The sequence below is a fragment of the Xenorhabdus cabanillasii genome (assembly GCF_003386665.1).
GTDB lineage: Bacteria > Pseudomonadota > Gammaproteobacteria > Enterobacterales > Enterobacteriaceae > Xenorhabdus > Xenorhabdus cabanillasii.
In genome coordinates this window covers 3,747,618-3,767,798 of record NZ_QTUB01000001.1, presented here as the reverse complement: position 1 = coordinate 3,767,798, position 20,181 = coordinate 3,747,618, and the positions used below count along the sequence as shown (strand labels likewise).

The 20,181-nt window shown below is 52.0% G+C and carries 24 protein-coding genes and 2 pseudogenes; 19 read left to right on the top strand and 7 right to left on the bottom strand.

Going from position 1 to position 20,181, the window contains the following annotated elements; all coding sequences use genetic code 11:
* Positions 1-63: 63 nt before the first annotated feature.
* The 7 genes and pseudogenes from BDD26_RS16815 to BDD26_RS16785 form a co-directional block, all read right to left on the bottom strand.
* The gene (locus tag BDD26_RS16815; RefSeq protein WP_115827194.1) at positions 64-1,167 is read right to left on the bottom strand and encodes a phage late control D family protein; all 1,104 of its coding nucleotides are present in this window, start codon (positions 1,165-1,167) and stop codon (positions 64-66) included.
* Positions 1,164-1,628, bottom strand: coding sequence for a phage tail protein (locus BDD26_RS16810; RefSeq protein WP_115827193.1), 465 nt, complete (start codon positions 1,626-1,628; stop codon positions 1,164-1,166). The genes BDD26_RS16815 and BDD26_RS16810 overlap by 4 nt, the downstream gene beginning before the upstream one ends.
* Before the next feature lie 2 nt (positions 1,629-1,630).
* On the bottom strand, positions 1,631-4,330 hold the full coding sequence (locus tag BDD26_RS16805) for a phage tail tape measure protein (protein WP_115827192.1): 2,700 nt from the start codon (positions 4,328-4,330) through the stop codon (positions 1,631-1,633).
* The gene (locus BDD26_RS16800) at positions 4,323-4,439 is read right to left on the bottom strand and encodes a GpE family phage tail protein (protein WP_115827580.1); all 117 of its coding nucleotides are present in this window, start codon (positions 4,437-4,439) and stop codon (positions 4,323-4,325) included. The genes BDD26_RS16805 and BDD26_RS16800 overlap by 8 nt, the downstream gene beginning before the upstream one ends.
* 14 nt (positions 4,440-4,453) lie before the next feature.
* Positions 4,454-4,771: a phage tail assembly protein gene (locus BDD26_RS16795; RefSeq protein WP_115827191.1), complete on the bottom strand. Its 318-nt coding sequence runs from the start codon at positions 4,769-4,771 to the stop codon at positions 4,454-4,456.
* A gap of 28 nt (positions 4,772-4,799) precedes the next feature.
* On the bottom strand, positions 4,800-5,315 hold the full coding sequence (locus BDD26_RS16790) for a phage major tail tube protein (RefSeq protein ID WP_115827190.1): 516 nt from the start codon (positions 5,313-5,315) through the stop codon (positions 4,800-4,802).
* Positions 5,316-5,325: 10 nt separating this feature from the next.
* Positions 5,326-6,309 (bottom strand): annotated as a pseudogene (locus BDD26_RS16785) (phage tail sheath protein); the annotation flags it as partial.
* On the opposite strand from BDD26_RS16785, the gene BDD26_RS16780 reads away from it, so the two are divergent.
* From BDD26_RS16780 to BDD26_RS16695, 19 genes and pseudogenes are all read left to right on the top strand, one after another.
* Positions 6,300-6,692: a hypothetical protein gene (locus BDD26_RS16780; protein ID WP_211305489.1), complete on the top strand. Its 393-nt coding sequence runs from the start codon at positions 6,300-6,302 to the stop codon at positions 6,690-6,692. The pseudogene BDD26_RS16785 and the gene BDD26_RS16780 overlap by 10 nt on opposite strands.
* Positions 6,692-7,072, top strand: coding sequence for a head-tail adaptor (locus BDD26_RS16775; RefSeq protein ID WP_115827188.1), 381 nt, complete (start codon positions 6,692-6,694; stop codon positions 7,070-7,072). The genes BDD26_RS16780 and BDD26_RS16775 overlap by 1 nt, the downstream gene beginning before the upstream one ends.
* Entirely contained in the window at positions 7,069-7,608 is a 540-nt protein-coding gene (locus BDD26_RS16770) for a phage neck terminator protein (protein WP_115827187.1), read from the top strand. The genes BDD26_RS16775 and BDD26_RS16770 overlap by 4 nt, the downstream gene beginning before the upstream one ends.
* 5 nt (positions 7,609-7,613) lie before the next feature.
* Complete coding sequence (locus BDD26_RS16765; protein WP_115827186.1) at positions 7,614-9,080, top strand: DUF3383 domain-containing protein; 1,467 nt, start codon at positions 7,614-7,616, stop codon at positions 9,078-9,080.
* 4 nt (positions 9,081-9,084) lie between these two features.
* Positions 9,085-9,528 (top strand): phage structural protein, encoded by a 444-nt coding sequence (locus tag BDD26_RS16760; RefSeq protein ID WP_038260483.1) that lies wholly within the window; start codon positions 9,085-9,087, stop codon positions 9,526-9,528.
* Positions 9,529-9,539: 11 nt separating this feature from the next.
* A complete protein-coding gene (locus BDD26_RS16755; RefSeq protein ID WP_115827185.1) occupies positions 9,540-9,989 on the top strand; it encodes a phage tail assembly chaperone in 450 nt (149 codons plus the stop codon).
* 50 nt (positions 9,990-10,039) lie between these two features.
* The gene (locus BDD26_RS20380) at positions 10,040-10,168 is read left to right on the top strand and encodes a DUF6889 family protein (RefSeq protein ID WP_232217399.1); all 129 of its coding nucleotides are present in this window, start codon (positions 10,040-10,042) and stop codon (positions 10,166-10,168) included.
* Positions 10,155-12,338, top strand: coding sequence for a hypothetical protein (locus BDD26_RS16750; protein ID WP_115827184.1), 2,184 nt, complete (start codon positions 10,155-10,157; stop codon positions 12,336-12,338). Before BDD26_RS20380 ends, BDD26_RS16750 begins: the two co-directional genes overlap by 14 nt.
* Positions 12,338-12,925 carry a phage baseplate protein gene (locus BDD26_RS16745; RefSeq protein ID WP_115827183.1) on the top strand — a complete coding sequence of 196 codons (588 nt, stop codon included), beginning with the start codon at positions 12,338-12,340 and terminating at the stop codon, positions 12,923-12,925. The genes BDD26_RS16750 and BDD26_RS16745 overlap by 1 nt, the downstream gene beginning before the upstream one ends.
* Positions 12,925-13,224: a phage baseplate plug family protein gene (locus tag BDD26_RS16740; protein WP_115827182.1), complete on the top strand. Its 300-nt coding sequence runs from the start codon at positions 12,925-12,927 to the stop codon at positions 13,222-13,224. The genes BDD26_RS16745 and BDD26_RS16740 overlap by 1 nt, the downstream gene beginning before the upstream one ends.
* 25 nt (positions 13,225-13,249) lie before the next feature.
* Complete coding sequence (locus BDD26_RS16735) at positions 13,250-14,254, top strand: hypothetical protein (RefSeq protein ID WP_115827181.1); 1,005 nt, start codon at positions 13,250-13,252, stop codon at positions 14,252-14,254.
* A 158-nt stretch (positions 14,255-14,412) separates the two neighbouring features.
* Positions 14,413-14,667: a type II toxin-antitoxin system RelB/DinJ family antitoxin gene (locus BDD26_RS16730; RefSeq protein WP_038260478.1), complete on the top strand. Its 255-nt coding sequence runs from the start codon at positions 14,413-14,415 to the stop codon at positions 14,665-14,667.
* Entirely contained in the window at positions 14,657-14,950 is a 294-nt protein-coding gene (locus BDD26_RS16725; RefSeq protein WP_038260477.1) for a type II toxin-antitoxin system RelE family toxin, read from the top strand. The genes BDD26_RS16730 and BDD26_RS16725 overlap by 11 nt, the downstream gene beginning before the upstream one ends.
* Before the next feature lie 53 nt (positions 14,951-15,003).
* On the top strand, positions 15,004-15,945 hold the full coding sequence (locus BDD26_RS16720; protein ID WP_115827180.1) for a phage protein: 942 nt from the start codon (positions 15,004-15,006) through the stop codon (positions 15,943-15,945).
* The gene (locus tag BDD26_RS16715) at positions 15,942-16,679 is read left to right on the top strand and encodes a Gp138 family membrane-puncturing spike protein (RefSeq protein ID WP_115827179.1); all 738 of its coding nucleotides are present in this window, start codon (positions 15,942-15,944) and stop codon (positions 16,677-16,679) included. Before BDD26_RS16720 ends, BDD26_RS16715 begins: the two co-directional genes overlap by 4 nt.
* Positions 16,679-17,026 carry a contractile injection system sheath initiator gene (locus tag BDD26_RS16710; RefSeq protein ID WP_115827178.1) on the top strand — a complete coding sequence of 116 codons (348 nt, stop codon included), beginning with the start codon at positions 16,679-16,681 and terminating at the stop codon, positions 17,024-17,026. Before BDD26_RS16715 ends, BDD26_RS16710 begins: the two co-directional genes overlap by 1 nt.
* 3 nt (positions 17,027-17,029) lie before the next feature.
* Positions 17,030-18,217: pseudogene (locus tag BDD26_RS16705) on the top strand (baseplate J/gp47 family protein).
* Entirely contained in the window at positions 18,214-18,864 is a 651-nt protein-coding gene (locus BDD26_RS16700) for a DUF2612 domain-containing protein (RefSeq protein WP_115827177.1), read from the top strand. The pseudogene BDD26_RS16705 and the gene BDD26_RS16700 overlap by 4 nt, the downstream one beginning before the upstream one ends.
* A complete protein-coding gene (locus tag BDD26_RS16695; protein ID WP_147299028.1) occupies positions 18,842-20,137 on the top strand; it encodes a phage tail protein in 1,296 nt (431 codons plus the stop codon). Before BDD26_RS16700 ends, BDD26_RS16695 begins: the two co-directional genes overlap by 23 nt.
* Positions 20,138-20,181: the final 44 nt, after the last annotated feature.

Here is a 20,181-nt window from a genome sequence, read left to right as displayed (position 1 = left end):
GTGAGTACCTCTAATTATCAGGAAAGCGCCAGCTATGTTAGGCGATGGCGCGATTATAGCAGATCAGACGCCCATGTCAGCATCAGAGATTTTCACTTCCAGTTCTAACGCGGTGGTTAATCCGCTGTCATTTAAGGTATGGGTGACGGTGACCAGTGTCCAGTCTGTGCCGTCAATCTGCGGTTTAAAGCCGCTGACCCTGACCGGCATTTCCGGGAACAGTTCCGGCCGGCCCTTGGCCAGTTGAATCGAAAACGACGCCACCCCGCGCTGGATTTTCTCCCATTCGGCTTTGGCGGCGCGTTCGGCATTGGCTTTATTGGCGTAGGTGTGTTTCATCACCAGCACATTCCCCTCACTGCCTGCCAGATAATCGCCCTGCTTTTCTTCCTTTTTTTGGGGCGTGGTTTTGCGCCGTTTACGATTCACCGTGACCTGTGTTTTTTTCCGTGGCTCACGGGTATTGAGCCAGCTGGCTGAGACGCCGGTATAGGCGCTACGGTCAGCCAGTGAAAACCGGTAACCATCCCCCGACTGGCGAGTCAGGTTCACCTGTGGTAACGGGCGCCCACTGGCGGCCTGATTTTGTCCCTGCCGGATAAACAACAGGGTGCCGTTCTTGACGGTGGCAATCGCCCCTTCCTGTCTGGCCAGCCGGGTGAGAAAACTGCCGTCGGATTCCTGTGTCTGGTCAATATGGCTCAGCCTGACAGCTGCCAGTGCCTTATCCACTTCCGGTTGCAGGTTGTTGCGCTGGGCAATGGTACGCACGATGTCACTCAGGGTTTTCTGGTGATACGACATTTCACGGCTGAGGTTGAGCGTCGCCCGAAAGTCGGCACTGCGGCCACGCAGGGTGATTTTATCCGGCGCGCCGCTGTATTCAATTTCATCAATAATAAACTGGCCCTTGTGGTGCAGGGTTTCCCCTGCCCAGCCCAGATGCAGGGACAGCGCCATGCCCCGGCGCGGCAAGGCCAGCAGGCCGTCGCTGTCGTCCAGTTCGATATCCAGCTGATCCGCCTCAAAGCCGCGGTTATCTGTCAGAGTCAGGGCAATCAGCCGGTTCTGGATACGGGTATTGATATTTTCATCACCGGCACTGAGCACGTAAACCGGAGTCTGGCGCTGGCCGCTCACCCAGTCCAGAACGGAAAATCCCGTCATGAGAAGACTCCGCTGAGTTTATCGCTCACGCTGTTTTTCATCTCAGTTAACTGGTTGCTCAGATCCCCGAACATCTCGCCCAGATTTTCATCCACGCGCTTAAGGGTGACGGTAAAGTCAATTTTACGCGCGGCTCCGTCGGCAAAGAATTCAGTTTTGGTCTGATCAAGGCTTTCAATCACAAACATGCCGTAAATCATGCCGTGACCGTCCAGAAATGACCAGGCCTTACCGCTGTCGGCCATCAGTTGCAGCGCCAGTAAGGACAGGCGGCCACCGGTGATCTCCGGGTACAGCGAGCCTGATAAGGTGATGGTGTCATTGTCCGGCCCGATAAACTGAAAAGCCGGGCGGGCACCGATCCGGTTATTGAAGCCATAGCGCCACGATTGCTGGTGTTGCAGGCTCTGGTACGGGATGGTTTTCAGCATAAACACAAATAAGCCAAGGGCGGCCATCATAATTAAAACTCCTCTCGGTCGGCATAGGCACTGCGGGCACGGGCGCGTTGCTGGTGTTCACGGCGATCCAGCTCACGGGCCACCGCGCGGGCAATATCCTGCTCGGATTGTGATGATGTGGCGTGAATATGGATTTCATACACGGGGCGTTCAGGGCGTTGCGGCTGATTAATGACCGTAACCCCGGCGTTTTGATACTGGGCAGCCGGCAGGCTGTAGGGATGCAGCGGTTGAGCACTGACGGTGGAAGCCGCACCCATCGACAGGGCAGCGGCGGCCATGCGCGCCAGTGTCGCTGTTTGCCGGCGGCTGGTGACCCGCGCCGGGCCGTTAATCAGCTCCGGGCCATGTTCGCCCACCAGTCCGAATTTTCCCGCCGGAATAGTGCCGCCCCGGTCAAAGGCACCGAAAAAGCCGGCTGCCGGGTGGGCGGCTGCATTGTAGGCATCCAGTGCTTTTTTCACTTCCGGCTTTTCGGCCTGCGTTTTCATAAAATCTGGGGTGATGGCATCCTTAATTTCCGTGCCCAGATTGGCGATGCTTTGTTTCAGGGCTTGCCATTTGTCTTTGATACCGGCAATCAGTTTGTCGATGATCTCCGTGCCGAACTGCTTAAATTTTTCCGGCAGTTTTTGGGTGTCTTCAACAATCTCATCCCATTTATTGGCAAGGGCCTTTTTGATGCCCTCCCATTTGTTTTGGGTATCCTGTTTGATTTCTTCCCATTTATTAAGGAGGGTCTGCCTGATGTTCTGCCAGGCGGTAGAGACGTAACTGGAAATGCTCGCCCAGAGTTTTTTAAACCACGGCACCAGTGTGTCCCAGTTGTCGTAAATGAGCCAGGCAGCCAGCGCAATCATGCCGAGGATCGCCAGAATCGGGTTTGCCATCATGAGCGCGGTCGTCCCGCGTATCACCCCCGCCAGTATTTTAAACGCACCGCCGAGTAATTTCAGGCTGCCCGCCCCCTTGATGCCCAGTATACTCAGGCCAAATTTCACCATAGCTAACGGCCCCAAGAAGGCCGCCAGTGCCAGTGTAATGGCCCCAAATACGGTTAATATCACGCCTAACCCAATTCCAACCATTGTTAAGGTTTTGGTCAGTTCGGGATTGGCTTTCATCCATTCGCCTGTTTTGCTGATAATGCGGGTAATGCGTTTGGCAATTCCGCGCAACGGGCTGTCCACACCGCCAAAGATTTGAATACCGAGATCGTCCCAGGCCGATGACAGGGCTTTCAGGTCACCGTCCAGATTGTCAGTCATGGTATCCGCGACCTTCTTGGCTTCCCCCTGCGCTTGTTTCAGCTCCTGCGTGAGTTTTTGCAGTGCCCCTGAACCGGCCTGTTCGGCCAGCACTGACAAGGCAGAAAAGGCCTCTTCCCCGGCAATCGCTTTAAAGATACCGGCGCGCTGGGCATTGCCCATTTTGGCGGTTTTGGCGTTCAGTTCGGTCAGGATATCCGGCAGGGCACGCAGGTTACCTTTCGCGTCTTTGGTTTGAATGCTCAGCTTCTTGAGTGCCTTGGCGGCTGCGGTGGGCGGCTCAGCCAGTCGCCCCAGAATGGATCGCAGGGCAGTACCTGCCATACTGCCCTGAATACCGGCATCCCCCAGTTTACCTGTCGCCGCAGCGGCGGTTTCAATATCGACGCCCAATCCGGCCGCCACGGGGGCGACATACTTCATGGTTTCGCCCAGCATCGACAGGTTGGTATTGGAGCGGGTAAACGCCCCCACTAACACATCACTGACGCGGCCCATGTCATCGGATTTCAGTTTAAACCCGGTCAGGATATTGGAGCCGATATCCGCCGTGGTGGCTAAATCGGTATCCCCGGCCAATGACATCGCCAGTGTACCGGGCATCGCCGCGCGGATCTGGCCGGGTTTAAACCCGGCCATCGCATAGAAACTCTGTCCCTGCGCCACCTGATTGGCGGTAAATGCCGTTGTTGCCCCCAGATGGCGAGCCTGTTCACGCAACTGTTTCAGTTCGGGGGCATTTTTATCCAGCCGCGTTAACGCCTGCACTTTGGACATGCCGGTTTCAAAATCATAGCCTGGCAGCATCACCCGTTTGGCACTGTAAAGTGCGCCCACCCCGGTGGCAATCGCTGTCGCCCCAGTGCCAGCCATCTGGTTGCGCACGTCTTTCATCTGCTGATAGCGGGCTTTGGCGGCAGCCATGCGTTGTTGCTGCTGGTTCAGCCGTTCCAGTTGCTGCTGCTGTTGTTGCAGGGTCTGGGTGGTGCGGCTGATATCCCTGTTCAGCTGTCGCTGGGCGTCACCCAGATTACGGGTGGAGATACCGCTGGCGCTCAGCACATCACGCTGGCGTTGCAGCGACTGGCTTAAGCTCTGGGTTTTGTCCTTCAGCTGACCGGCGGCCCGCATCGCCTGTTGCAGCTCCCGGCGCTGGGCCTGTGTCGGGTTACTACTGGCATTGATGACCTGGCTTAAGGCGGCCACCCGGTCGGTGGCGTTGCGGTAGGCGTCCTGCGCACGGGTCAGCGCCTGTTTGGTTTTGCGAAAACCGTCAATTTTGCTCGCCTGCTGATTGAGATCGCGCAGCTGCTGACGGGACTGTTTAAGGGTCTCGGCCAGCCGTTTATTGGCGTCGGACGCGCCCTGAAACGGGCGGGTCAGTTTATCTACGGCGCCCAGAACGACTTGCAGGCGTAATTGTCGGTCACTCATCAGCACCACTCCGGGTCAGGGCGCGGTAACGCCATTCAAGCAGTTCGGGCAGGGACATCGCTATTGTGGCGGCCGGCGGCCAGTGAAACACGGTGGCAATGTCCGCCACCAGTTCATCCACGGTTAAGGGGTCGGGAAATCGGCTTTCACCGACTTCGGCAACAAAAAACTGACCACCTCGACACTCAGGTTAATCAGGTCGCCCGGGGCCATCAGCAACAGGTCATTTTTGGTCAGTGCGGGCGCGGTGATGCGGGGCAGTACCAGCATCATGGAATCGACGTCCATTTCCATCAGCGCCTGCAAACGGACACCACGCAGGGCACCACTGTTGGGTTTGCGGACAATCACCTCGCTAATGGTGGTTGCGCCACGGGCAATCGGCGCTTCCAGTGTGACGGTGGCGTGTTCGGTCTGGGTAACGGGGGTTTGTTCAGTCATGGTTCAGATTCCTGTCAAGGGTGTCGGGTTAAAGGCCAATGGCGCGGCGGTGGGCTTCGAGACGGTCAACGCCGCCGACCATTTCCACCATATTGATAGTGTCGATTTCAATCAGCACCTCGCCGTCCCACGTCAGTTTAAAGTAGGTGTTTTTGGCGCTGACCTTGGTCTGGGGGTTATTCCCCTGCTTGTAGCTGCCGGGGTCAAATTCGGCGAAACGTCCACGCATCACCACTTCGACCGCAATCACCTCGCCGGTATCATCCCGCTGGAACGCGCCGTTAAAGCGCAGCGGAATACCGTCGGCTTTTTCAATGCCCCACTGCTTGTACAGCTGGGCTTCGACGCCGCCCAGGGTAAATTCCACATCCAGTGCGCCGTCATCCAGCCCCAAATCGACATGGGCCGCGCCGTTCATGCCGCCGCCCCGGTAGGCTTCCAGTTTGCGGCCCAGTTTCGGCAGGGTCAGTTCTTCCACGACACCCAGATAACTGTGGCCGTCGTTAAACAGGTTGAGGTATTTCAGTTTGCGTGGCAGGGCCATCGGGCACTCCTTAGCTGTTAATCCGGTTGGCGAAATCCATCAGGTACTGGTCAGTGATGCGCTGGCGCAGCAGCAGGTTTTCCAGTGGCGGGATGGGGGTATAGTCATAATCGATATAGAGCTTGCCGGCTTTCAGGGTGTCCTTGCTGTTGACGGTGTCGTCATACCAGCATTGACCGTCAATCAGGTAACCGTTGGCTTTCAGCTCGCGCAGCTTGGCATTGATGCCTTCGATAATGTCACGCACCAGTGAGGGCGTGAGCGGTTTATCAATCGCCCACATATGGGCTTCGGCCATCGTGTCGGCCAGCACCTGCGCGGTGCGGGTGTAGCTTTCAAACTGGAACAGTTTATCATCCGAGCAGGTGCGCGACCCCCAGAAGCGAAAGCCATTCTTGCGAATGAGGGTGGTAACATCGTTCTGGTTGAGCAGGTTGGCATCGGTGGCCACATCCTGCAAATCCCAGAACACATCGGCAGACAGGCCGGTCACGCCATTGACCCCGACGTTGGACAGCGTCTTATGCCAGCCGCTCTCTTCATCAATCCTGGCACGCAGCCCCAATGCACGGGCAGTGGCATAGGTCGTCGCTTCGCGGTTGGTCACGCTGTCCCAGCTTAAAAAATCGGGCCACACCAGCATCAGTTCACGCTGGTTAAAGTTTTTACGGTAGTTAATCGCCTGCGACACGGTTTTGCAACCGTAGGCACTGACATAGGCCATCGCTTTCAGTTGCTGGGCAATGCCCGCCAGTGCGGTGGCGACCGTCAGGTTATCATGCCCCGGTACGCCGAGAATGCGCGGTTTAACGCCCAGCTGGCTTTGGGCGGCCAGCAGGGCCTGCATACCGGTTTTCTTGCCTTCGTCGGTGACCCCGCCAATCAGGTTGGTGGTGGTTTCGGCTTCCGTTTTGCCCTGCGCCACGCGCACGACAACCGTAACGGGTTTCGCCTGGTCCGCAATGGCACGCAACCCATGGGCCAGTGTGCCACTTCAGATCGCCGAGGCAGAATATTCCATCCCGTCCACATCTTCGTCCCGGTGTTCGCTCAGTGGAAGACAAAACTACGGAGCAATTAAAAATCGCGGCGGAATCGGTGTTGGACGGTAAACAGGACAAGGCAGAAAAAGCACTGAACAAGGCCGGCCAGATTGCAGTTCAGGGCGTTCAGCGATACATGACTATCCATGATTTTGAACCACTGGCAGATCTGACAGTTGCCGCGCGTGCAAGGCGTGGTCGTAAAGGGGCAAAAGCTGAGGTGAAGAACCGGCAGGAGGGAGGCACGCCGAATAATGCCAATGCCAAGCCGCTGATCGACACAGGCGCTTATCGCCACTCAATTACTTATGTGGTTCGGAATAAGGGGGAATAATGGATTTACTTGATGTGACTGACATTGTGTTCGATCCGGATTTCTGCGATACCTCACTGACGGTAAAACGCCGGGTGGTGGGAGTTGATGATGATGGATTCCCTACAACAGTCGATACGGTCACGCCTTTTTCTGGTGTCGTGACGGTTGACCGATCGGTAGAGGCCCAGATGCGGATGTCAGGCCAAACTGTCACGGGCACGATCCTGGTGATTACCACTGAACGGCTGATAGCGGGGGAATCCGGGCGAGCAGGTGACATTGTTACCTACCAGAACCGTGAATACTTGGTGAAGTCCGTGGACTCTTACACGTCATATGGGGCGGGTTTTGTACAGGCGCACTGTGAATTGCTGCCTTTTGATGGAGGCAATTCATGAACACTTCAGAACGGGCGGGCTGGTTAACACCGGATAATGAACCTGTTTACGATGAGGCATTAGAGCGGTTACTCAGTCAGTGGTTGCGGATCGTTTCTGGGCTACCTAGCGGTAGCGTTCGACCTCGCTGGACATCGGTTCAGACAGCGCAACCCCCCGCCGATTCAGACTGGTGTGGGTTCGGTATTGTTGCGCTGCCCGCCGATGATAATCCCGCTTATGCCAATCAGACCCCTGAGCACGGTGAACTCTGGCGGCATGAAGCGTTTGAATGTTCAGCCTCGTTCTATGGCCCTCGCAGCCAAGGGTATATCACCCGTTTCCGCGAGGGTATCAGTCTCAGTCAGAACAACGCTGAACTGAATACATTAGGGCTGTCTGTGGTAAAGCATAGCGGCATCGTTGCTTTCCCTGAACTTATCAATAACCAGTGGATACGTCGCTATGACATGACTGTCACCTTGTGGCGTAAGGTTGTGCGTCGGTATGGTGTTAAAGCCTTAAGAGACGCACCAGTGAAATTCTTTGGAGATTAACCCCTATGCAGGGCTTACCCATTACCAGCATTGTTAATGTCAAAATTAACATGGCACCCCGTGCAGCATCGGGCCGGAATTTTGGTTCGTTGCTGATTGTCGGGGCCAGTGACGTGATTAACACGCACGAACGGCTGCGTTACTACACCGATATTGAAGGCGTCGGCGCAGACTTCAGCATGGATACCCCGGAGTATCAGGCGGCCGCACTGTATTATTCTCAGTCACCGCAACCCGTCGATCTGTATATCGGGCGATGGGCGAAAGAACAGGTACTGGCTGCTTTACGCGGTGCGGTACTGAACCGGTCTGAACAGGCCATAAGCCGTTTTACGGTGATTGCTGACGGTGCATTTAAAATGACCCTGGATGGCAAAGAGACCACGATCACCGGTATCGATTTCAGCAAGGAAACCAACCTGAATGGCGTCGCTGAACGGGTGGCGGAAAAACTGAAAAACGCCACCGTGCGTTGGGACAGTGTGTCTTCCCGTTTTACGATTTCGTTACAAATGTCAGGCAAACTGGGCTATCTCACCCGGGCGGACAGCGGCACTTACATTGGTGACTTACTGAAACTGGATGCAGCCTCCGGGGCAACCGCGATTGACCCGACCGAACCGGAAACCATTGCGCAAGCCGTAAAGGTCATGGGGGAAGTCTCGGGTGCCTGGTACGGTCTGGTGATTGCTGACAATAGTCTGTCTGACAGCGATGTGTTGACAGTCGCACGCTATATTGAGTCGGCCTCCGTTGCCCGGATTTACGGACACACGGTCACGAAAACCGATGTCCTTGACCCCGATGTGGATACGGATATGGGTTCACGACTTAAGGGGGCTTTTCTGGGCCGCACCCTTTGGCAATACGCTGCACAGCCTTATGCCATCGCGTCTCTGTTTGGCCGCATGTTTACGGTCAACTTTCAGGGCAATAACACCACCATTACCCTGAAATTTAAACAGGAACCGGCAATCAGTGCCGAATTGCTGACCGCAACACAGGCCAATGCACTGAAAACCAAAAACGGTAACGTCTTTGTCCATTACAACAACGACACTGCGATTGTGCAGGAAGGGGTGATGGCAAACGGGACGTTTATTGACGAGCGCCACGGGCTGGACTGGTTACAGAACTATGTGCAGACCAACCTCTATAACCTGATGTACACCTCAACCACCAAAATTCCCCAGACCGATGAAGGCGTTACCCAACTGTTGATGAATGTTGAGCAGTCACTGGCGCAGGGGGTGACCAATGGCCTGATTGCGCCGGGACTTTGGGGAGGTGACAGCTTCGGGGCACTCAATCGCGGTGATATGCTGACCAAAGGGTACTACACCTGCGCTCAGCCGATTGTAGAGCAGGTGCAGGCCGAGCGCGAAAAACGCAAGGCCCCGGTCATTCAGTGTGCCATTAAGCTGGCAGGTGCAGTGCATTTTGCCGATGTCATTATTAACGTAAACAGGTGATCCGATGGCGAATACCTATTCATTTATGGACGTGTCCGCCACGATAACCGGGGTGGGCGGGTCGGTCGATTTGGGGAATGGGGCAGCGACCTCCGAAGAGGGGATCGTAGTCTCGATGATTGAAGCTAAAAACACCATGACCATTGGGGCAGATGGTGAAGTCATGCACTCGCTGCACGCGGGTAAGGGAGGTACGCTTACGGTGACACTCCTGAAAACGTCCCCCGCCAACGCCAAACTGATGATGATGTACAACGCGCAACAGTTCTCGTCAGCAACGTGGGGCAATAACGCCATTCTCATTCGTAACAAGGTCTCCGGGGATACTATCGCGGCGCGCTCGGTGGCGTTCCAGAAAATCCCGGACATTTCTAACGCCAAAGTTGGTAACACTCATAGCTGGGTGTTTGACTGCGGCAAAATCGACACCATCTTGGGCACATTTTAACGGGGGAACACATGGAATTTGAAATCAGCGGTAAGAAATACCGGGCAGGCAAATTGAACGCCTTTCAGCAACAGGACTTAGCCGTGGCGTTAGTTCCGGTCGTGCCGGCACTCAAAGGGATTTGGGAGAATCTCAAGCCAGGTAGCGTGGATGACGAAGGTAAACCGGTCTTCGCGTGGAAAGATATGGCGGATCTTATCACCCCGCTGGTGGAAGCGGTTCGTTCGCTGGGTAAAGAATCCCGGTATGAGATTAACGATATCTGTCTCTCGGTCGTCAGCCGGGAAGCCGGGGACGTCTGGTCAGCCGTGTATGCCGGCGGGCAACTGATGTTTGATGACATCAACGGCCTGGATTTACTGAAAATCGTCGGTCAGGTGATTGAGGATGCACTGGGAAATTTTTTTCCCGCCCTGCCCGAGAGCGACGTGTCATTCCCGGACAACCCAGCCTCGAACTGAGTACATTACCGAACGGGCGCTTTTTTCTGCTGCGCCCGGTCCGTCACGGGATGTGTCAGGCGGAGTCCTTAGAAAATGGTCGTGTTGATCTGGCCTACATTGCCCTGATGAATGAGTATCTGGATGTGGAAGCCGAAAACGAGGCCCTGATAGCACGGTGGAGAGATGAGCAACACTAACGCAGATGTGATTAAAGAATTTTTAATCTCACTGGGCTTCGACATAGACAAAACGGGTGAGAAGAAATTCAGTGCAACAATAGCAGGTGTGACCGCCAATGTTTTAAAATTCGGTTCCGTGGTGGAAGGGGCGGCGCTGGCGGTGGTGGGCTTTACAGCGCAGGTCGCCACCCATCTGGATAAACTGTACTGGCAGGCACAGCGCACAGGCGGGGCTGCTGAACAGATTAAAGCCTTTGGGTATGCCGTGACACAGGCCGGTGGCACGGTCGAGGGCTTAAATTCCTCACTGGAGAATGTGGCCCGGTTCTTACGTAACAATCCGGGCGGGGAAGGCTTCCTGCGTAATATGGGGATCCAGACCCGTGATACCAATGGACAGCTGCGGGATACCGCTTCGTTAGTCGCGTTGGTTGGCGAACGGTTAGCCGGGATGCCGTCCTATCGGGCCAATCAGTACGCCAGTATGCTGGGCATCGACGAGAATACGATGCTCGCTATGCGCCGGGGGATGGGCGGCTATGCGGCAGATTACCACCGGATAATCAAACAACTGGGTTATAACCCGGCTGTGGCGGCCAAACACGCCAACGATTTTATGACCCAGTTTACCCAGCTTAAGCTGGTGACAGGCTCCGCAAAAGACAAGATCGGTGGTGAACTGGCCCGGATACTGACACCGAGTGTAGAGAAATTCACCAGACTGATACTGGACAACTGGCCCACGATTGAAAAAGTCATCATGTCGGTGGCGAAAGCGATCCTGACAATGTCCGAAGTGCTGGGGCAAATGGTTTACCGGGGCGCGCAAGGGATACAGGATTTAATCGGCTGGTGGCAGCAGTTAGACAAAGGCAGTCAGGAACTGATTAAAATGTTTGGTCTGGTTGCGGCGGCGTGGTGGGCGCTGAATACGAAGTTCCTGACCTCACCTGTCGGTATTATCACAACCTTGCTGGCGGCCTTATTCCTGTTGTATGACGATTATAAGACCTGGCAGGAAGGCGGTAAGAGCCTGATTGACTGGAGTCAGTGGGAAGGCCCCCTGAAGCAATTGGGGGAAGGCCTTAAGCAAATTAAAGACTGGGTACTGCAAATCAAGGATGCGGTCGGCGGCTGGGAAAATGTCTTCTGGGGCTTTGCGATATTTCTGGGTACTAAGTGGCTGAAAAAAGTCTTGGGTGTACTGGGCGTATTTTCTGCTGCGGCCAGTAAAGTGAAGTTGCCGGAAATGGGTAAATTCGGTGGCCCGATGGGAGGAGCACTGAATCTAGTCGCCCAAGCCGAGCAAGGAAGAGAGCAATTAATGCAAGAAGTGCAACAGGAAGCAGAGAAAACCGGGGAAGATCCCGTAAAGGTATTGGATAGAAAACTGAAAGAAAAGCGCGCCAATGAAAAGCCTTTCCTAACATGGGATGATATTACCGGTTGGTTTATGGGGAGCGCTAAAGCATCATCTTCAAATACAAATGTACGCGGTATTCGAAATAATAACCCATTAAACATGGATTATGCAGGGCAGAAAGGTGCTGTTCTTGAAAATCATGCAACGCCGAGATTCGCAAAATTTGCTACTGCGTACGAAGGGCTTGCCAAAACCGCATGGCAATTACGCAGATATTTCAATGGAAAAACCACTGGAAAGTTATTGCAAACGATTGAGGATATTATATCCACATGGGCACCAGCGGGTGGGAAAGATAAGAACAATACCGAGGCATATATCCAGAGAGTATCGAAAATGATGGGTGTAGGCAGGCGAGATTATTTAGATTTAAACAACCATGACATTATGTATGCGTTAATGAACGCAATGGGCATAGTGGAAAGCAAAGTGTTTCCTTACTCTAAACGATTGGTTATGTCAGCCATTGCAGGTAAACCAGACTCAACAAAATCACTCACCAAAAACAGCGTTCTTAACTTTGACCCTCGAATGTTCGATAACGCCGAAGCCAATATCAACAACATGATGACTTCTTCCAGTTACACGCCGGAGTACCTGCGTAAAGCCGAGTCACTGGCACAGAATCAAATGAGTTTTGAGCAAAATCTTACGATTAACATATCCGGCGTTCAATCACCGCATGAAGCGGCGACATTAACAGAGGGTGCGGTACAGCGCAGTAACGCAATATTGGCACGTAACCTACAAACTAAGGTGAGCTAATGGATATCTTATCGATGTTGTTTTCTCAGGGGACGAGAAAAATAGAGATGATTGTGCCGAGTGTCGTTATTTCGGAAAAACACCAGGACTCGACCGAAATTACCGAGCACCCGGTACAATTAGGAGCCGCTATCAGTGACCACGCCTATGACAGACCGTCTGAGGTGACAATGGAACTGGGATTTGCTGGAGGCGGTTCGCTGATTGATATATTTGATCTGGGAACAGGGGCATCACTGGGAAAAAGCCCTAAAGAAGTTTACCAGCAATTGCTGGCACTGAAAGCCTCAAAGAAACCGTTCAATGTCACCACGGGCAAGCGCCAGTATAAAAATATGCTGATCCGTGCCATTGAAGTCACCACGGATAAAACGTCTGAAAACGTCCTGATGGTTACTTTAACCCTGCGTGAGGTGATAATTGTCGAAACACAGACGGTTAAAGGGGTTACCGCACCACCAGAGAGAATGAAAGCCCCGCTGGATACTGGCCCCGTGGTTGATAAAGGAACCAAGACGCCAGTCGTACCCAAAAACAACGACACGGCACTAAAACGCTTTATAGATGGAATTTTGGAGATTTTCTAATGAATATGGTCGAAATTCCCTTACAACCTGTAAACCAGCAATTCGATATACAGCTAGGTGGCATTAATTACCAGATACGGTTACAGTGGCGAGATTGTGCCGGCTGGGTGTTAGATATTATGCACCCTAATAGCGAACCAATTGTGACAGGGCTGCCGCTGGTTTTTGGGGTGGATATCTTGGAACAGCATCGGTATTTGGGATTTAATGGGGCGTTGGTTTTTTATTGCAATAACCCCCACAAGGAAGTAGCCGAAGGTGATTTAGTAAACGATAACAGGTTATACTTTGTGAATTAAATCGTTAATACGCGAGGTTATTAAATTGAAGAATGTTATTTTTTGTTTAATTTTTCTGCTTATTTCCAGTTGCACGTTACTTAACCCTCCAGAAATAGAAAGACCAGTAGCTTTAGATAGCAGGGATATAGATGCGCTGATAGCCGTAGCTACGATATTTAATGAAGATAAAGATACCCATGCTTCAGGAGGAAAATCATTAATAGATTGGGGTAAGGTGAAATTAAAAGGTGATGAAATTACCCGTTATGATATTGCTAACCTCATTACAGGTAACGAAGAAATTCCTTTCCCCCAAAAGGCTTCTTTGGGGTTATATAGTATGTATTACTTGATTAAACTCAGTAACCTATATTCAGGATGTACGGGAGAGGCGTCTTGTGTTCTAAGGTTACTTAAATCCGGTGCGTCAAAGATGAGGGAAAAGAGGAATCAGGATTTCCTTGAATCATACAAGGCTGACAATAAAAAATTTAAATCCATATATTATGATCCTGAAAAAATCATACCGGTGATGAATAATCTTGTTACTGGATTGATGGAGATGAAAAATCAGGAAATAGAGGAAAACTCAAAACTGCCAGATACCCAACCGATTGAATTTTCATACAGTAACGACGAGTATGTGAATGCCGCTATTGCGTTACTGAACAACGCTAAATTAGAAGAATATAATATTAGAGACCGGGATGGCAATAAAACTGAGAAGTACGGAAACCCCACGATTTACGGTCGTCCCTTGTTTTTCTACCCATATATGTATAAAAATACGGTGATTAAGCAAGCTAAGTCATGTGAAAAAGTGTCTGCATATACAAGGGTGGATATAGATAATGCGTGTAAGAGAGCAATTATTGCAGGAGTTAAGGATTGGGTAGAAACGGCAAGAGATCCTAACATATCAAAGCTAGCATGGAAAATAACTGCCAGTCAGTCCATCCTTAGGGATGAAATAATGTTTTCTCACTGGGCTGGTATGGCTAGGGTTCACCAAAAAAGCCTAAATGAAACTGGCCGTCTCAGTCTTTAAGCTAGTGAAAGAAGCCCCTGTAATGGGGCTTTTTTTTGGTGATTATAAGGAAGTTCCCTGCGCGTGCGGGGATGAACCTAAACTTTTGTAAAAACTCATTGCACCATAGATGCAATAATGTACAATGTAATACAAGTGTAATTACATATGGTGAGACTATGAGCACAATTCAGATAAGAGTGGATGAAGAACTTAAGAAGAATGCGTATCGTGCATTTGATAAACTGAACTTATCCCCTTCCGACGCGTTGCGCCTTTTTCTGCGCTATGTGGCAGAAAATGAAAAGCTACCGTTCGCTGAGATATCCCTGATGGTCGCAGAACATGATGAAGATGAGGACATTCTGGAGGTGGTACGTGATCGCCTGAAAAACCCCGTTAAACGAATTCGGGTAAATCTTGATGAAATTTAACATTGAGTTTGACGAGCGTGCGCTAAAAGAATGGCAAAAACTGGATAACAGTGTCCGTGAGCAGTTCAAAAAGAAGCTACGTAAACTACAGGATAACCCCTATATCGAGTCAGCCAGATTACACGGCGATTTAGCAGGCTGCTTTAAAATCAAACTTCGCTCTTCTGGATTTCGCCTTGTCTATCAGGTGATAGATGAAGAGATTGTGATCTGGGTAATCGCAGTAAGCAAAAGAGAAGACTCGAAAGCTTATAAGGTAGCCAGCGAGCGCATTACACGATAAGCCACAAATTCATAATAACCCGCTTCGGCGGGTTTTTCATTTCTGGAGTCACTATGTCAAAACAATGGCTTCGCGAATGCAGGCTGATTGTCGCTGATGAGAAAGGTGAGGGTATTGACCTTTCCGAATTGAAAATCAAATTCAGTATTACCCGGCCTTCTTTTGCCTATCCGGCAACCGGCATCTTCAAAATCTACAACCTGAACAATGAGACACGGGAGAAGATCCGCAAGAACGAATACAGGATTATAAAGTTCTCGGCAAGATATAAAGACCATTCAGGCCAAATCTTCGCCGGGCAAATCCAGTACACCTACACCGGGCGTGACAGTCCGACGGATACGTACGTGGTGATACAGGCTGGCGACGGTGACCAGGCGTACAATGATGCGACGGTCAATATCACTATCTCAGCCGGTTACACCCAGCAGGACGTTGACCGGTTGATGATGCGGGAGATTGAAAAGTACGGGATAACGTTCGGGATGCGCCCGGAGTTTCAGTTAAACGTGGCCCCACGGGGTAAGGTGTTCTTTGGTATGCACCGCGATGAAATGCATATTTTAGCCAGACAGAACAATGCTGAATGGCGCTATGAAGATGGTCAGTGCCATATTATCCCGAAGAAAACCTATCTGACCGAAGCGATTGTGCTGAATTATAAGACCGGACTCATCGGAATGCCGGAGCAGACCATCGGCGCGGGGATTAACGTGAAGTGTCTGATTAACCCCAGGATTCGGCCGGGGACCTTAATCCGGTTAGATAACGCTTCGATTAATGAAGCCGGGAAATCCACCGGGGCGATTGCATCGGGTAACGAGGCTATAGAAATTCCCGCTGCAACCGATGCTGACGGGGATTACGTGGTGATCAACGTCAGTTACTTCGGGGATACCCGTGAAAAGATGTACTACATGGAGCTGATTTGTGTGGCGAAATCAGACCAGACCTTAATGACTCAGGCCGCACTATCGAAGGATGTCCGACAATGATCACTAACTTTGAACGTCTTAACCAGCCTGAAACGCCGTTCCTGATGATACAGGAGGCGATTAGTTCAGGCTTATATGTGTCCGTGCCGTGCATTATCCAGTCTTTTAATCCTGAAGCCATCACGGTGACGGCGCAGCCTGCAATACGCGGAAAAGTTACCAACAGCCAGGGGGAAGCGGAATCAGTCGCATTACCTTTGCTGGTGGATGTGCCGGTGATTTTCCCACGCGGTGGCGGGGTGACGCTGACGTTTCCTATTCAGCCGGGTGATGAATGCCTGGTGATTTTTGCTGACCGCTGCATTGATTACTGGTGGCAGAACGGCGGCATACAGGAGCCGGTAGACCCGCGCCAGCATCACTTATCAGATGGCTTTGCGATAGTTGGCCCGCAATCACAGGCACAGAAAATTAGCGGTATCAGTACCCATTCCGCCCAGCTGCGCACGGATGATGGTGAGGCTTATATAGAACTTACGCCGGGTAGCCATAACATCACGCTTAACACTCCGGGTAAATTTATCGTCAATGCAGGAGGAGGAACTGAAATAAACTCTCCTGAGATTGAACTCAACGGCAACCTGTCACAAGGTATGGGTTCCAATGGGGGTGAAGCAACAATGAATGGTCCGGTGAAAGTGAAAAATGATGTCACCGCAGGCGGTATCAGTCTGATGAACCACACACACGGCGGCGTTAAAACAGGCGGGGGCACCACAGGAGGGCCGCAGTAATGCGATATCGACGGGAAGATATTGACGGCGATTACAGCTTCGGTCAGGGCGACAACACGTTTCTGATTGATTCCCCGGAAGCCGTCGCACTGGCTGTAAAGACCCGGCTGGATTTATGGCGCGGGGACTGGTTTTTGGATGTGGAGGAAGGGACGCCCTACCGGGAGGCCGTACTGGAAAAAAACTACACCAGTGCAATGGCGCTGCGTGAGCGGATTTTAGGCACTGAAGGGGTGACAGAAATTATTGCTCTTGATGCCACACGGAACCCCACGACCCGGAAAATCACCCTGACCGCCACGCTTAACACCCGCTACGGCAGAACCACAGTCATCAACGAACGGTAACTTATGCTTAATTTCGATACTTTAGGGCTGGCGGCCAGAATTACCGCGAGCGGCATTACTGCGCCTGATTATCCGACGATACTGACGAAGTTAACCGGGTATTTTCGCCAGATTTACGGCGAAGACGCGTATCTTGGCCCAGACAGCAAGGATGGACAACAGATTGCTATTTACGCGATGGGGATTCACGACGCGAATAATGCGCTGATTGCCACCTATAACTCATTCAGTCCGTCAACTGCGAAGGGGCGGCACTCTCAAACAATGTCGCGATTAATGGCATGTCGCGGCACCGTTCAACCCAATCGGTCTGTGATGTGGAGCTTATCGGTCAGGTCGGTACGGTCATCAAAAAGGGCATGGTGCGCGATGTGCAGGGTTATTCATGGCGGTTGCCGGATACGGTCACGATTGGCACGCATGGTACAGCGACCGTCACGGCTACCTGCCAGACTCAGGGATCTATTACCGCAGCCGTGGGGGATATTGCTGAGATAGGCACACCCACACGGGGCTGGCAGAAAGTCATCAATCATTCTGTGGCGACACCCGGACGTACCATTGAGACGGATGCCGAACTGCGGATACGTCAGCGTAAATCGGTGGCGCTGCCCTCACGTACCGTACTGGATGGGATGTTAGGGGCGATCAGCCTGATACCCGGTGTTTCCCGCTTAAGGGGGTTTGAAAATGACACCGGGCAGACGAATGAATACGGCATACCCGGCCATACTATCGCCATTATTGTAGATGGCGGGGATGCAATGACTATCGCCAGGACTATTGCCTTAAAAAAAAACACCCGGTGGGGGTACGTTCGGGGACACGGTGATTAAAGTGGCTGACCGCCACCAAATCCCCCATCCGATACGTTTTTCCCGTCCGGTGGATGTGGCTGTTTTTATTGAAATTCACCTGATGCCTTTTGATGGCTACACCACGCTGGTAGGAGACCGGATTAAAAACGCAGTGGCCGAACACATTAACGCGATACATATCGGGGACAGTGTGTATCTGACCAAGCTGTTTACCCCGGCCAACTTACCCGGTGATGAAGAGGGTAAGACCTATGATATTACCGATATTCGCATCGGACGCACGGCGGGATCAGCGGTGACAGGTAATCTGAAAACCCGGTTTAACGAGGCAGTGACCTGTCAGCCGGATAACATCAAACTGGTGGTGACATGAGAGACTACTTAACACTCATCACCCCGCAACATCGTACCGCGCCGAAATTCGTTAACCATATTGATCTTATCACCCGCATATTCTCAGACATTGCACAGGCCGCCCTGCATCTTAATGACGCGTTCTCGCTGGACAAGGCTGTTGGTGTACAACTGGATGCAGTCGGGGAATGGATAGGGCTATCGCGCTATGTGAAAACGCCGATTGTCGGGGTGTATTTTTCACTGGATACCGAGGCAGTGGGATTCGACCAGGGAAGCTGGAAACGGAAATATGACAGTGACAGCGGGTTTACCGAACTGGATGACGAAACTTACCGTACCTTGCTGCGGGTAAAAATTGAAGCCAATCACTGGGACGGATCCGGTGACATGCTGGAACGGATTTATCAGCGGATATTACCGGACAGTAAAACCACGCTGTTTTTCGTAGATAACCAAAATATGACCATGGATGTGTTTATGACCGGAGGCGCTATCCCGGAAGTCATTAAAGCCGTTATCCGGCAGGGTTATCTGAACATCAAGCCGGAAGCGGTACGCGTAAATAATTACATTAATTCAGCCTGTGACGGGCTGTTTGGCTTTGACATTCAACATGACGTGGTTGCGGGTTTTGATACCGGTGGCTGGGCCGTCAGACTATGAGGAAACTATGGCAAAAAATGAATTTCTGCCTTTTGGCATTGCAGACGGGGCAAACGTCTTAACCAACGACGAGTACAGCAAACTGGCTGCCCGAACAGACGGGTTCAGTTCTGGGGTGGCGAAGTCGCAGGAACTGAATAAAGTCTGGCGGCAAAGCGCTGCCATCGCTACGGTGGTGGCGCAGTTTATTGCAGAGACGACAGATAAGGATGTACTGGATGATGGCAACTTACAGGCACTACAGGCTGGATTACTCAATGCACTAAGGACAACGATCAACGCCAGTGTCCCTGCCGCGTCACTGACCACAGCCGGTATTACGAAATTGAGTAATGCCACAGACAGTAACGCGGAGAACGTCGCTGCGACATCTAAGGCGGTCAAAGCCGTTTACGATTTGGCCTCGAATATCCATATAAACGAAGCGTCAATCACACAAAAAGGTATCGTGCAGCTTAATAATGCGACAGACAGCCCCAATGAAGCACAAGCCGCCACGCCTAAAGCGGTGAAGGCCGCCAACGACAACGCCAGCCGCCGCCTCGACAAAGCGCAGAACGGGGCGGATATCCCGGATAAAGCGGCGTTTGTGAGAAATATCGGGTTAGAGAAAACCGTGAAACAGGCGCAAGATGCGATGGCTAAATCCGCAAATGGCGCTGACATTGAGAATAAAGCCCATTTTGTGGAAAATGTCGGTGCCTACCCGAAAACGGGCGGTGTTGTTAATGGCAATGTCGATGCATTCGGCTATATCTCCGCAAACGGCATTTATGAAGCCGGAGGAAAGCGGGTTTACAGTCCCGTGAATAAACCCAGAATCGATGACATTGTTTTAGGGGCATGGTCAGTACTGCCGGTTGGGGTGCCGGTTCCGTGGCCTTTAGAAACCCCGCCGGCCGGATGGCTGAAATGTAACGGCTCCACATTCGTTGCCGGCCAATACCCCGAGCTGGAAAAAGTCTACCCCTCACTCAGGTTGCCGGATTTGCGGGGCGTTTTCATTCGTGGATGGAGTGATGACGGACTGATTGATGCCGGGCGCCCCTTATTATCGTTTTCAGCCGACACGCTGAAAAAACATAGCCACAGCTTGCTTTTTGGTTACGGAAACGGCCACGACACGCCGGCTGTTCATGAGGAATATCGAAAGAGTGCCTCGTCAGTTAGTTATGCTGCGGCAGGCTCCAGCGGCCTTTATATCAGTGAAGAGGGGGGCAACGAAACTGCGCCCTGCAACATCGCGTTTAACTACATCGTGAGGGCGATATAATGACTCAAGCCGTATTGAATAGCGAATTCAACGCAATCGTGGCG